General features: G+C 69.0%; 13 protein-coding genes and 1 tRNA gene. 8 read left to right on the top strand and 6 right to left on the bottom strand.

All coding sequences use genetic code 11. The features are described 5' to 3' along the window. Positions 1-694: 694 nt before the first annotated feature. A complete protein-coding gene (locus tag ABH926_RS10300; protein WP_370365177.1) occupies positions 695-886 on the bottom strand; it encodes a hypothetical protein in 192 nt (63 codons plus the stop codon). A 113-nt stretch (positions 887-999) separates the two neighbouring features. Between ABH926_RS10300 and ABH926_RS10295 the strand changes: the two genes are divergently transcribed. The 4 genes from ABH926_RS10295 to ABH926_RS10280 all read left to right on the top strand — a co-directional run bounded on the left by ABH926_RS10295 (position 1000) and on the right by ABH926_RS10280 (position 4752). Then, positions 1000-1347, top strand: coding sequence for an ArsR/SmtB family transcription factor (locus tag ABH926_RS10295; protein ID WP_370365200.1), 348 nt, complete (start codon positions 1000-1002; stop codon positions 1345-1347). Further along, complete coding sequence (locus ABH926_RS10290) at positions 1344-1616, top strand: hypothetical protein (protein WP_370365176.1); 273 nt, start codon at positions 1344-1346, stop codon at positions 1614-1616. The genes ABH926_RS10295 and ABH926_RS10290 overlap by 4 nt, the downstream gene beginning before the upstream one ends. After that, positions 1613-2398, top strand: a complete 786-nt coding sequence (locus tag ABH926_RS10285; RefSeq protein WP_370365175.1) for a sensor domain-containing protein — start codon at positions 1613-1615, stop codon at positions 2396-2398. The genes ABH926_RS10290 and ABH926_RS10285 overlap by 4 nt, the downstream gene beginning before the upstream one ends. Positions 2399-2514: 116 nt before the next feature. After that, the gene (locus ABH926_RS10280) at positions 2515-4752 is read left to right on the top strand and encodes an MMPL family transporter (protein WP_370365174.1); all 2238 of its coding nucleotides are present in this window, start codon (positions 2515-2517) and stop codon (positions 4750-4752) included. A gap of 81 nt (positions 4753-4833) precedes the next feature. Here the strand turns inward: ABH926_RS10280 and ABH926_RS10275 are convergent, their stop codons facing one another. Beyond that, complete coding sequence (locus ABH926_RS10275) at positions 4834-5715, bottom strand: sigma-70 family RNA polymerase sigma factor (RefSeq protein WP_370365173.1); 882 nt, start codon at positions 5713-5715, stop codon at positions 4834-4836. Positions 5716-6132: 417 nt separating this feature from the next. On the opposite strand from ABH926_RS10275, the gene ABH926_RS10270 reads away from it, so the two are divergent. Together ABH926_RS10270 and ABH926_RS10265 are read left to right on the top strand one after the other, a co-directional pair. After that, positions 6133-6804: a rhomboid-like protein gene (locus ABH926_RS10270; protein WP_370365172.1), complete on the top strand. Its 672-nt coding sequence runs from the start codon at positions 6133-6135 to the stop codon at positions 6802-6804. Positions 6805-6891: 87 nt separating this feature from the next. Further along, positions 6892-7425: an RNA polymerase sigma factor gene (locus tag ABH926_RS10265; protein WP_370365171.1), complete on the top strand. Its 534-nt coding sequence runs from the start codon at positions 6892-6894 to the stop codon at positions 7423-7425. Positions 7426-7460: 35 nt separating this feature from the next. Here ABH926_RS10265 and ABH926_RS10260 read toward each other — a convergent pair whose 3' ends face one another. After that, positions 7461-7961: a universal stress protein gene (locus ABH926_RS10260; protein WP_370365170.1), complete on the bottom strand. Its 501-nt coding sequence runs from the start codon at positions 7959-7961 to the stop codon at positions 7461-7463. A 175-nt stretch (positions 7962-8136) separates the two neighbouring features. Here ABH926_RS10260 and ABH926_RS10255 point away from each other — a divergent pair, with 175 nt between their 5' ends. Continuing rightward, entirely contained in the window at positions 8137-8670 is a 534-nt protein-coding gene (locus ABH926_RS10255; RefSeq protein WP_370365169.1) for a hypothetical protein, read from the top strand. An 8-nt stretch (positions 8671-8678) separates the two neighbouring features. On the opposite strand, the gene ABH926_RS10250 is transcribed toward ABH926_RS10255, so the two are convergent. Next, positions 8679-10949 carry a PQQ-binding-like beta-propeller repeat protein gene (locus ABH926_RS10250; RefSeq protein ID WP_370365168.1) on the bottom strand — a complete coding sequence of 757 codons (2271 nt, stop codon included), beginning with the start codon at positions 10947-10949 and terminating at the stop codon, positions 8679-8681. Between the two features lie 104 nt (positions 10950-11053). Further along, positions 11054-11126: transfer RNA gene (locus ABH926_RS10245), tRNA-Arg, on the bottom strand. 133 nt (positions 11127-11259) lie between these two features. Between ABH926_RS10245 and ABH926_RS10240 the strand changes: the two genes are divergently transcribed. Further along, positions 11260-11487, top strand: a complete 228-nt coding sequence (locus ABH926_RS10240; protein ID WP_370341215.1) for a DUF5302 domain-containing protein — start codon at positions 11260-11262, stop codon at positions 11485-11487. A gap of 102 nt (positions 11488-11589) precedes the next feature. Here ABH926_RS10240 and ABH926_RS10235 read toward each other — a convergent pair whose 3' ends face one another. Then, positions 11590-12975, bottom strand: coding sequence for a threonine/serine exporter ThrE family protein (locus ABH926_RS10235; protein ID WP_370365167.1), 1386 nt, complete (start codon positions 12973-12975; stop codon positions 11590-11592). Between the last annotated feature and the right edge of the window lie 59 nt (positions 12976-13034).

The raw sequence follows: 13034 nt of genomic DNA, 5'->3' as shown, positions 1-13034 counted from the left end.
GGTGTCAGAAGAGTCACCTGGCAAGTAGACCGAACATCCCGACGGGGGTCGGGAGTCGTCTACCAACCATGTGTTCAAGACACTCGGACCATCGCTCACAAGGAGCGCAGGACCGAGGTCGCATGGCATCGAAATTAATCGGCACACTGTTGAGTTCTCAAGAAACAGACGCCCGAACCACTCGTCCCGGAACCTTCGTTCCGATCGGCTGCGACCCGGCGTTGTCAGGTCTTGCTGTTTTTCTTTTATCTTGCTTCGCTTTAGATCTTAGCAGATCCTCCGCGGCTTTCGCAATTTCTTGCGATTTTCACTTCCGGCTGGTTTCCCCGCCTTTCGCATTTCCGATCTTAGCAGATCGTTTCCGCGTCTTGCGCTTCCACCTGGCCTTCAGTCCGCTTCGGAACTTGCGTTCCGCTGCGGTGCTCCAGAACTGTATCGGTACTTGTTTCCCCCTCCAAATCGGCCGTTCGCCGGCCGTTTGGCTGAGATATCCAATATCCCGACACCAGGAGACCACGACGATGCCGACGCCCGAAGGGCGACGACTTGATGTTCGAATGGGCTCCTGCTGAAGATCACCCCGGGTGATCGCCCGCTCGCGCGGCGCGTCCCGAAGGGGCAACGTCGTGAAAACTTAGTCTGCGCCCGGGCCCATGTCAAGCTCCCTGATCCCGGGCGGGCTAATCCGGTCGGTTCAGTCCTCGTAGTGCGGCGGCCGGTCCGCCAGCAGCTCCATCAGCCGGGCGGTGTCGCCGCCGGCGCCGGAGGTCGAAGACGGGTCTCGATCGCCGAGATCGTCCATGGTCTGCTCGGGCAGCACGTCCCCGAACAGCTCGTCCCAGTCCACGACGCGCTCGTCGGCGTCCCAGCCCGAGTTCTCGCTCATGCCCTCCAGTGTAAGGCAGGGGAGGGCCGAAGGGGTCTGATGCGGACACTTGACAGTTGCGTCAGGCACCTGTCAGTCTCGGCTTACAGGTGATAGCGAACGAGGAGGACACCCTGAACACCGAGGAACTGCTCGCGAAGCTGGGCGCTGTGGGCCACGCCCAGCGGCTGCGCATCGTCGCGGAGCTGTACCGCTCGGCTCAAGCAGGGGAACGCCTCCACGTCAGCGAACTGGCCCGCCGGCTGGGACTGTCCCGGGCACTGCTCTACATGCATCTGGAGCGGCTCGAGACGGCCGGCATGGTGACCGGCCAACTGGAGCTGTCCGACGACGGCAAGGCCATGAAGTACTTCGAGCTCATGCCGTTCGCGCTGACGCTCGACGCGGAGACGATCGCCGAGACGGTGGCCCGGGACGCGGAACCCGCGCCCGACGCGAACACGAAGGGTGGAAAGGGATGAATACGGGAGTCGTGCTCGCCAGCGGGGGCGGAGGTTCCAACGGGGGGATCATCGCGGTGGTGATCATCGCGATCATCTTCACGGCGATCGCGGTCAGCATCGTGTCGTTCTTCCAGTTGCAGAAGCACCGCGCCGACGCTGTCGCGTTCGCCGCCTACCGCAAGCTCGCGGAAGAGGCGGTGGAGAAGCAGGACCAGTTGCTCACCGAACTGCAGGCCCTGGATCTGAAGGTCGGCGAGATCGAGCGGATGCTCAGGAGCGTCGAATGAACACCGAAGACATGGCGTCTCTCTACGGGACTCCTATATGGAAGCGCCTGCGGATGTACCGCAACCCGCTCCGCATGTTGTTCTCCGGCGGTGTCTGGGCGTCGGCCTGGTATCTGCTGAGCTCGCTCGTCGTCTGTCTGGCTTTGTTCTGCGTGATCACCACCATCACGGTGACGTCCGCGGCGCTGGTGATCATCTGGGCCGGCCTGCCGTTGCTCATCGGCAGCGCCTACTTCATCCGCGGCTGTGTCGTCCTGGAGCGCGGCCGGGCCCGTGCGGTGATCCCCGAAGGGCTCCCCGCGCTGCCGCCGGTGGAGACCGCGGAGGGCTTCTTCCCGACGCTCAAGGCGGTGTGGAGGGACCGGATCACCCAGCGGGGGCTCTCATACTTCACTCTCCTGGCCCTCCCCCTGTTCATCCTGGACACCGTCGTCTGGACGATCTGGATGGCGTTCCTGGGAGGCGTCACCGTCCCGATCTGGTACCGCTACATCCCGCGCGGCTTCAACGGCCGTCATTATCACGGCCTCGAGTACGGCTACTTCCCGAACGGCCCTCACGGCAAGGACGCCATCGGCTTCTGGATCGGCAGTGACCTGTCCGCGACTGTTGCAGCAGTCGCCTCCCTGGTCCTGCTGCTGGCCTGGAACTACGTCCTGGTGGCGACCGCGCGGGTGCACGCGAACACCGTGCGGGCCGTGGTCACCAAACGCGACCCGATGGCCGCGGCGCGGCGGGTTCTGGAAGCCCCCGGCCCCTTGAGCACGTCAGCAGGCGGCTGAGCCGAAAAAACGGGCCGGGCAGATGTTGCAGCATCCGCCCGGCCTGGCAGGACCCCGCACCACCAAGTCACGTCAGCTCTCACACATCGATGGCTCAGCCATGGAGGGGATCTCTCATGCCCACGCTAACAGCACGCCCGCCTGTGGTGGAACGGGTGGCGGGCTGGAGTGCCCGCCACCGCAAGACCACCGTCTTCGGCTGGCTCATCCTGATCATCGCCGCGGTAGTGATCGGCGGAATGGCCTCCGGCGCCAAGAAGACCACCTACGACCCCGGCGAGGCCGGCCGCGCGGAGCGCGCTCTCGACGTCTCCGGGATCTCCCAGCAGACGGAGAGCGTGCTCGTGCAGAGCCGGTCGGGTACGGCTTTCGCCTCCGACGCGGACTTCCGTCGCGGCGTCGCGGACGTCGCCGCGGCGCTGCGCGCGATCCCGGGCTCCGCGATCCAGGTCCGCTCCCCGCTGGACAACGCCGCGGAGACCAAGGCACTGGTCTCCAAGGACGGACGCTCCGCGCTGGTCACCTTCGTGGTCGCCGGGAACAAGGACGACGCCGACAAGACCGTGGCCAAGCCTTTGGCGACTGTCGCGCAGATCCAGGCGTCGCATCCCGGACTCCGCGTCGAGGAAGCCGGCTCGGCATCGGTCAACAAGACGATCAACGACATCATCTCCACCGGCCTGCAGCGCGCGGAGTACAGCTCGGTCCCGGTCACCCTGATCCTGCTGCTGATCGTGTTCGGCGCACTGGTCGCCGCCTCGATCCCGCTACTCCTGGCGCTGACCGCGGTGGTCGCGGGCATCTCGCTGATGGCGATCCCCGGCCACTGGGTGCCGATCAGCGACAGCACGTCCTCGGTGGTGCTCCTGATCGGCATGGCCGTCGGCGTCGACTACTCGCTCTTCTACATCCGCCGCGAACGCGAGGAACGCGCCCTGGGCCGCTCGCCGCGCGAGGCGCTGCGGATCGCGGCGCGCACCTCGGGCCGGTCCATCGTGGTCTCCGGCCTGACCGTGATGGCCTGCCTCGGCGGTCTGTTCCTCACCGGGATGGACGCCTTCTCCGGATGGTCCGTGGGCACGATCCTGGTCGTCGGCATGGCGATGCTGGGCTCGGTCACCGTGGTCCCGGCGATGCTGTCCTGGCTCGGCGACAAGATCGACAAGGGCCGGATGCCGCTGCTGGGCAAGCGCCGCACGGTGGCGAGCGAGTCGCGGTTCTGGAACTTCCTGGTGCGGCACGTCGTGAAGCGTCCGCTGCTGTGGGGCGTTCCGGCCCTGCTGGCCCTGCTCGCCCTGGCGATCCCCGGCACCGGGCTGAAGGCCAAGGACCCGGGCGGCGTCGAGCTGACCCACGGCAAGCCGATCAGCCAGACGCTGGAGCGCATGCAGACGGCGTTCCCGGGCGGACCCGCGCCGGCGCAGCTGCTGGTGCACGGCGACCCGAGCGTACTGAAGGGCCCCGCGTTCACCGGCGAGGTCGCCGCGATGGAGCGGATGCTCCCCAACGGCTCCCAGGTGACCACCCAGACCAGCGCCGACGGCAGCTACCAGGCCATCTCGATCCCGCTGGCCGGCGACGGCGCGGACAGCGCCTCCGCGGCCGCGCTGAAGAACCTGCGCAGCCAGGTGCTGCCCGCGACCCTCGGCCACGTCCCCGGCATCGAATACAACGTCGGCGGCCAGTCGGCCGGCCAGACCGACTTCGGCGACCGGCTGCACAGCACCACCCCGATCGTCATCGGCTTCGTGCTGCTGCTCGCCTTCGTGCTGATGGTCGCGGCCTTCCGCTCCCTGGCGATCCCGCTGACCGCCATCGCGGTGAACCTGCTGTCGGTCGGCGCCTCGTACGGCGTGGTGAAGTGGATCTTCCAGGACGGGCACCTGGAGAAGCAGCTCGGCTTCCAGTCCTACGGCGCGGTGATCTCCTGGCTGCCGCTGTTCATGTTCGTGATCTTGTTCGGGCTGTCCATGGACTACCACGTGTTCATCCTCAGCCGGATCCGGGAGCTGCGGCTGCGGGGCGTGCCGACGAAGCAGGCCGTGGTCAAGGGCGTCAGCTCGTCCTCCGGGGTGGTGAGCAGCGCGGCGATGATCATGGTGGCGGTGTTCTCCCTGTTCGCCTTCATGCCGTTCGCGCCGATGAAGATGGTCGGCATCGGCATGGCGGTCGCGGTCGCGATCGACGCCACGCTGGTGCGCGGCCTGCTGGTCCCGGCGATCATGAGCGTGCTGGGCGAGCGGAACTGGAAGCTGCCGCGGGCGCTGCGGTGGGTCCCGGGCCTGGCTCTGGAGAAGTCCGCCGAACCGGCTCCGGCACCGGCGTATGCGCGCCAACGAGTGCCGATCGCTTAAGGGCTCCCTTGGAAGAAGAACGCTAAAGAGGCCGCGGTGCCGGAACCCACAGGGGTCCGGCGCCGCGGCCTATCCGTACCGCTAGACGGCCAGCGTCCGGGCGACCTCCTCGAGCCGCTCGGGGTCGAGGATCACCTGGATCGACACCACCTTGCCGCCGACGACGTCGAAGGACATCAGCGAGATCGGCTTGCCGTCCTTCACGACGAAGGCGCCCGGCGTGCCGTTGATGAGGACGCGCTGGACGTACGGCGCGATGGTGCGCGCCAGCTGCGCCTGCGAGGCGACGGTGTGCGCTCCGGACAGCGTCACGGACTGGCCGGCCCGCAGCACGCCGCCGTCGGCGCGGAGCACCACGTCCGGGTGCAGGACGGCGACCAGCGCCTCGAAATCACCGTTGCGCGCGGCGGCGAAGAACGCGTCGACGGCCGCGCGCTGCACCGCGAGGTCGGGGTCGGGGACCGGCGCGCGCCCCTCGACCCGCCGCCGGGCCCGGCTGGCGAGCTGGCGGACCGCCGCCGGCGTCTTCTCCAGGTCCTCGGCGATGTCCTCGAACGGCACCGCGAACATGTCATGCAGCACGAAGGCGAAGCGCTCCGCGGGGGTGAGGGTGTCCAGCACGATCATCATCGCCAGCCCGACCGAGTCCGCGGTCAGGGCGGCGGTCTCCGGGTCGGAGTCGTCCTCGGCCCGCACCACCGGATCCGGGATGTGGATCTCCAGGGAGTCCTCGCGACGCTGCTGCCGCGAGCGCAGCATGTTCAGGCACACGCGTCCCACGATCGTGGTCAGCCAGGCCTCGAAATTGCGCACCTCGCCGGTGTCGGCGCCGCCGGCCCGCAGCCAGGCCTCCTGCAGCGCGTCGTCGGACTCGCTCAGGGAGCCGAGCATGCGATAGGCCACCGCGCGCAACCTCGGACGATGCTCCTGGAACCGCTCGGCGAGGAGGTTCTCGTCGGCCATCTGTCACACATCCCTCGGTCCGGGTGTCTTCACGATGTAGCCCGCTCCACGGGCCGACACCGTCATACCAAGGAGTGATCGTGAACGTGCAGATCTTCGTCACCGGCGGCGCCGGCGGCACCGGCACCCTCGGCTCGCACACCGTGCCGCTGCTGCGCGCAGCGGGTACGACCTGCGGATCGCTCAAGGCGGTGCGCGCCATGGCGAAGCTGCCGGTGGTCCCGAACCCGGGCGGCCTGCGGTTCCGGCCGGGCTGGCGCCCGACATCGCGGGGCCGGGGCCTGGGCGGACTTCCTGGCCGCGCACGTCGGCTGACGATGGCGGATAATCGTCAGCCCGCTCGGAATCCGGCCGGGGATCATGCGGCGTCGGCCGGAGCGTTGGCAGGATGGGTTCCGTCCGCCGAAAGGGGTCCCCTTGTCCGCCGACCGACTCCGCGCCCTCGCGCCGCGACTGCTGCGCGATCCCGCGTTCTGGTACGCGGTGTCGCTGGCGGTCGCGGCTGTAGTCGAGGACACGATCTCCACCGACCGGCTGCGGCGGCTCATGGACTGGTGCTCGACGAACCTGGCGAACATCCGGCCGGACGGGCATCCCGTGGAGGCGTTCGTCACGTCGGCCTTCATACCCCAGGAGTCCGCGGGGGTGTGGCCCTTCTTCGCCCTGTCGCTGTTCAGCGTGGTCGCCGTACTGGGTGCGCGGAAGACGGTGCTGCTCCTGGGCGGCGTGCACATAGGCGTCAGCCTGGTCACCGAGGGACTGGTCTGGTGGCGGATCCACCACGACACGCTGCCCGCGTCGGACGCGCACATGTGGGACACCGGTCCGTCGTACCTGGTGGTCACCGCGCTGACCGTCGCGATCGCCACCGCGAGACCGCTGTGGCTGCGGGTGGTGTGGGCCGTCTGTCTGGCCGGCGCGACGCCGAGCCTGTTGCAGGGCATCGATCACGCTGACTACACCGCTATAGGGCATGTGTTGTCGTTCTCTGTAGGGCTCGTGGTGGTGCTGCGTATGCGGCACGCGCTTAGCGATGTACGCCTGGAGGCGGTACCAGAGCCCACAGCCGTGCCAGCCACTCCTCAATAGGGCTTACGTGCATACCCCACTATGGGAGGGGGTCGAATAGACCTTCGGTGGTTACCGACAGGGGTGCCCGGCCGGGACCCTGAATATATGACCACGATGGTTCTGTCCGCCCCGGAATGCCACAGCCAAAGCGGCACCATTGACGTCGCCGATCTCTATGCCCGGTACCGGCTGCCGCTGACCCGGCTGGCGGTGCTGCTGCTCGGTGACACGGCGAGCGCCGAAGACGCCGTCCAAGAGGTGTTCGTCAAACTCTGGTCCCGCCCCGACCTGCTCAAAGGCGTCGCGGCCCCGTCCTCGTACCTGCGCACCGCCGTGGTGAACCGCGCGCGGTCGGTTCAGCGCAGGCGCAAGCTCGAACGCGAATACGCCGTGCTCGACACGATGGACGTGGAGCCCGCCGAGGCGACGGCGCTGCTGCCGCTGGAGCACCGCGAAGTCCTGGAGGCCGTGAAGGCGCTCCCCACTAGGCAGCGAGAAGTACTGGTGCTGCGCTATTGGGGAGATCTCTCGGAAACCGAGATCGCCCGGACACTGGGCGTCACACGCGGAACGGTGAAGTCCACGGCGAGTCGCGGGATGCACGCGGTCACCGCACGGCTAAGGGCCGGCAACGCATAGCGTCACCGGCCCTATAGCGGTCAAGCGTATTAGCGTCAGGCCTCGACGGAGTCGCCCTCGGGGTTCTCACCGCGGCCCTTGGCCAGGTCGGCCGAGGGGACGACCAGCACCGGACGCTTGGCGTGCCGCAGTACCTTCGCCGACACGCTGCCCACGAGCAGCGAGTGCAGGCCGGTCAGGCCGCGGGAGCCGGTCACGATCAGGTCGGCGTCGAGCTCGTCGGCCACGCGCTCGATGGTCTGCCACACCGACTGCGCGCCCTCGGACTCCCAGCGCGCGGTCGCCTTCAGGCCGGCCTCGGTGGCCAGCGCGGCGCCGTCCTTGGCGACCTGCTCGGCGCTCTGCTCGACGACCTTCTCCTCGTCCTCGGTGGCCACCGCCCCGACGAAGGCCTCGGCGACGCCCAGCTGGCTCATCAGCGGCTCCCACACGGTGAGCAGGACGGCCTGCCGGCCGGGGAACGTCCGGGCCGTGTACTCCAGGGCTGTCTTGGCGTCAGCGGAACCGTCGTACGCGATGAGAAGGGTGTCGGCCATGGTGGTACTCCTTCGGTGAGACCTCGTCGTCGTGTCGTCGTTAACAACACTGACTCGCGTTAGATCATTCCACTGCCGGGCCTCGGAAGACGGGGCCGTCGACAGCGGCGGGAGCACCGGATCCCCGCCGAAACGGGAGGACAGGATGAGGATTCGCCGTCGGAGGACCGCCACTGTGGCCCTCGCCACATTCGCGGCCACAGTCACCGCGGGCGTCGCCGTCGCACCGGCCGCCGCCGCCACGGCCGCCGCCGCGGACCCCCACGCCGCGACCGGCCGGGTCTGCATGTTCGACGCCCCCAAGGGCGCGCTGTCCCTCGGGCACGTCGCCTGGGCCTACCGCTGGTCCGACGGCAGCGACACCTGGGACTACGGCGCCACGCTGGCCGACCACAACTGGGAGAAGCACGCTCCGGAGCAGCAGATGCTCCAGGACTTCGCGACGCTGAACGAGTCCGGCGGCTACAAGAGCTACCGCTGCAAGGACACGGCCGCCGACGACCAGAGCGCGGCCGAGGCGGCGGTGGCGGCGGGCTTCGCACGGCCCTACAACCTGGCCGAGGACAACTGTCTGACCCGGTCGGTGCAGATCTTCAAGGCGTACGACGGGTCCGGCGGGCTCAACGGGATGCCCGACGGGAAGTTCGTCTTCCCGAACGCGTACTTCAACTACGACCTGTCCGGGTGGGAGGACGCGAAATCGCTATAGCGCGCCGCTCAGGCGACGAAGCCGCGCACGGTGGAGTCGTAGCCGATGAAGACGTTCCGGTCATCGGCTACGACAGACCAGTCGTCGTTCGGGCTGGCGCCGGGATCGTGGTACTGCCAGTTGGTCTCGCCTGTCTTGGCGTCCAGGCAGACCAGGGTTCCGCTGTAGTGGTCGACGATGTAGAGGTTCCCGCCGCCGAGCGCCAGTTCGCACTCCAGGCTCGGGTTGTGGAAGTTCTTCGGCCAGGTCGTCAGCCAGAGGGGGGCACCATCGGAGGCCTTGTAGGCGGCGACGTAACTCTCTTCCTCCAGTGAACCGAGCGACGCCGCGTAGACGGTGGTGTCGTCGGCAATGACCGCGTGGAAGGCTCCGTCGGTGCCCGCTGCGGTGGCGCCCACCGGCCACAGGGGGCGGCCGTTCGTGCCGAAGGCGTACAGGCGGTTGGCCGCCCAGTAGATGCTCGTACCGTGGCTGGCGATCGCGGTGGCGAACGCGGGGTCGTCATTCGGAGTGGTGTCCTTGGCGGTCCAGGCGAGCTGACCGGTCTTGGCGTTGTAGGCCGTCAGCTGGTGGCTGTTCGGCTGGGACAACAGGATCAGCCCGGTCTCGGCGCTGAAGTAGGGCGAGCCCTCGAAGACGCCGATCTTCGTGTTCCACAGCAGCCGGCGCGACGTCGGGTCGACGCCCCACAGGCCGTCGCTGTCGGGCTGGGCCGTGTCGATGTAGGACCAGACCACGACGACGTCCGCGGACGCTCCGACCAAGCCGCGGGTGGTCCAGGAAGCGGGCCCGGGGACGCTCCAGGCCTGGGCGCCGGTCCCCACCTCGACGGCGATCAGGTCGCCGCCGGTGGGCGCCCCCTCGTACACCACGTCCGCGGTGGCGGGCAGGACGCCGTCGTAGAGCTGGCTGAAGGTGTCGTTGGGGGCGGCCCAGTTCCGGGTGCCGGTGGACGCGGCGAAGGCCGACAGGGTGGTGCCCTTGACCAGGAGTGACGTTCCGGACAGCGCGAGGTAGTCGGCGTTGGTGATGGTGTTGGACCACGCAGGGCTCTTCGCGGGGCCGCCGATGGCACCGGGGACCTTGACGGTGGGGAGCTCGGTCGCGCTCTTGGGGGCGCTGTCATCGGTCTCGGCGCCGGTGGTCTTGGAATCACCGTGAGGCATGTCGGCGACGCTCACGCCGAAGGCGGCGACCGCAGCGCTGGCCAGGCCGAAGAAGAGGAACTTGCGGCGGGTCGGGATGGGCTGCGGCGTCGGACGCGACGGCTTCTTGGCGTTCTTGGCGTTCTTAGCGTTGCCGGCGTTCTTAGTAGAGCGCATGAGCGTCGTCGGCGTCACCGCGATCTCAGCGTTCTGGGTACTCGACGAGCCGCCTCTGAGCAGATCGTCCAGCTCCGGCGTCTTAGCGCGGTCCTTGGTACGGGTCTTGGCGGCGCTCTTGGTCCGCGCCGCCTTCTTCGTTTCCTTGAGGCTGGCGTTCCCGCTCAGGAGTTCCAGCAAAGCGTTCGTAGAAGGGCGCTCTGCGGGAACAGCATCCAGGCAGCGGGCCACGACATCGCGCAGTCCCTCGGGCACCGCCGAGATGTCCCGGTCGCCGGCCGCCTGGCGGAGCAGCACCCCCGGCGTCGGACCGTCGCCGAAAGGCCCGTGGCCGGTCGCCGCGAAGGTGAGCACGGCGCCCAGCGAGTAGACGTCGGCCGCCGCGGTCGCCTCCCCGCCGGCCGCCTGCTCCGGCGCCATGTAGCCGGCGCTGCCGAGGACGTAGCCGGTCTCGGTGAGGCCCTCGCCGTCCTCCGCGCGGATGATGCCGAAGTCGATCAGCCGCGGCCCGTCCGCCGCCAGCAGCACGTTCCCGGGCTTCAGGTCGCGGTGCACGAGCCCGGCCCGGTGGATGTCGCGCAGCGCCTCCGCCAGCCCGGCGCCCAGGGTTCTGGCCTCCCGCGCGTCCATGGGTCCCCCGTCGGAGACCCGGGCGAGCAGCGACGGCCCGTCGATGTAGGCGGTGGCCAGCCACGGCCGCTCGGCATCGGGATCGGCGTCCAGCACCGCGGCCGTGTAGGCGCCGCTCACCGACCGTGCGGCGGCCACCTCCCGGCGGAACCGCTCCCGGAACCGCGGATCGTCGGCGAGCAGGTCCCGCACCACTTTGACGGCCGCCATGCGCCCGCTGGGAGAGCGTCCCAGGAACACGTCGCCCATCCCACCGCCGCCGATCCGGCCGGTCAGTTCGTAGTCGCCGATACGGGTGGGGTCCGTGGAACGCAATGGACGCGTCATGCGATGAGCATACTTACTTGAGGGTTCAGCGGGCCGGGAGCCGGTCGCTCAGCGTGAAAACCCCAGGCGAACCGCCTGTCCCGCGTTCCCCATGTCACTGCGAGTGCCCCCGGTTGGATTCGAACCAACGGCCCCCCGCTTAGGAGGCGGGTGCTCTATCCCCTGAGCTACGAGGGCGCGTAGCGCTGACAGCTTACCCGGTGTCGCGGGTCCCGGGACGCGTGTTATCCGTGTGGTGCGGGGCGCGGTGGTCGTGGGAGGCTGGCCAGGACAGCTCTTCCGTCACATCGCACAGCATCAGGAGGCCGGTATGGACACCACCGCGGCGGGATCGCAGTCGGAGCCCGGCGAGCCGGGGGGTGGGCCGGAGGCTGCTTCGGACGCCGACGAGCAGAAGCGGCGTTTCCTGGAGGCACTGGAGGCCAAGCGGGGCAACGGGGCTCGCGGGGCCGGGGGCGGGCCCTCGGACTCGAAGATCCACTCCGCTCACGGGAAGGCCGGGGCCAAGCGGCAGTTCCGTCGCAAGAGCGGCGGGTGACAGACCGGCTCCATATGTCGCTCGGCACGTATGCGGATCGCATATGGACAGTGCCGTGCAAAGCTGCTGAGGGACGTGACCGAGGGACTGCGGTCACGTCCTTCAGCCTTGTTGGGGCGGCAGGCCCGGTTCCTGCTCCCCCGCGGCGTCCCGGCGGAAGCGGAAGACCAGTTCCTTGGTGCCGCGCATGCGGGTGAAGACGCGGGCCAGCTCACCGCCGAGGTTCACGCCGGCGCCGATGGCCAGGCCCAGGGAGATCGCGGTCTCCAGGGAGGCAATGCCGCGGCGGCTGTCGCCGCTGGTGATCTCCAACATGGCGAAGTACACGGCGGAGCCCGGGAGCAGGGGCCCTACGGCGGGAATCACATAGGGCAGCGCCGATGTGCGGTAGTGCAGGGCGACCAGGTAGCCGATCAGGCCGACGACCATCGCGGCCAGGCCGGTCGCGATCACCGGGGACAGGCCCCACTCGACCGGGTACGTGCCCGCCGCCCAGCTGAACGCCGCGCCGACGGCGGCGAAGGGCAGTATGCGCCGCGGGGTGTGCACCGCCACCGCGAACGACACCCCCAGGGCCGCCGCCACCAGGGCGATCAGCGGCTCGGCGCGGACCGGCGCCAGGTGTTCGTCCACGATGAAGCTCGCGCCGACCTGGCGGCCCACCTTCAGGACCAGGGTGATGCCGCTGACCAGGGCGCCGACCAGGAACACCACCTCCAGCAGGCGGGCCGAGGCGGTGATGTAGAAACCTGTCAGGCCGTCCTGGATCGCCGCCACCAGCGCGCGCCCCGGCAGCACCGTGAACACGCCGCCGACCACGACCGCCGAGCTGTTGATGTGGATGCCGAGGCGGTCCAGGACGATCGCGGCGATCGCCCCGGGGACCGCGGCCACCGCCAGCAGGTAGAACGACGGTAGTCCGGTCTTGGCGAGCTGCCGGTACAGCCAGTCGCCGAGGATGGCGCAGCCGAACGCCAGCAGGCTGGCCGCGTAGCCGCCGCCGACCAGCAGGGCCGCCGTCGCGGCGATCGCTCCGAGGCTGACGATGATCACCCAGGGCGGATACGGGTACTTGTTCCGGCGGATCGCGGCCAGGCGTCCGTACGCCTCCTCCAGCGTCATCCCGCCCGCGCTGATGTCCACGGCCAGCCGGTGCAGGTCGGCCAGGCTGGTGTAGTCCACGGTCCGGCGCCGCACCACGCGCTCCAGGGAGAGCGGCGTGTCGATCAGGCTCGGCTGGTAGGACAGCGTGACCACGGTGAAGGTGACGTTGGTCTCGCAGCCGGCCAGGCCGTACGCCTCGGTGATCCCGACCATGGCGACCTCGACGTCCTCGCTACCTTCCCCGCTGGCCAGCAGCAGCTCGCCGATCCGGAGCCCGAGGTCGATGACGCGCGCCGCCGAGGACGGCTCGACGGTCCGCTCCTCCAGGCCGGGGGCGCCCGGCGCGCCGGCGCGGATCCGGGTGCGGTGGTCATGGGATTGCACGGTCGAAAGATACCGAAAGGAAGCGTGTCCACCCGATCACCCGTTGTGAACCCCTGATT

The organism is Catenulispora sp. GP43, assembly GCF_041260665.1.
Classification (GTDB): Bacteria; Actinomycetota; Actinomycetes; order Streptomycetales; family Catenulisporaceae; genus Catenulispora.
This window is presented reverse-complemented; position numbering and strand designations above follow the sequence as displayed.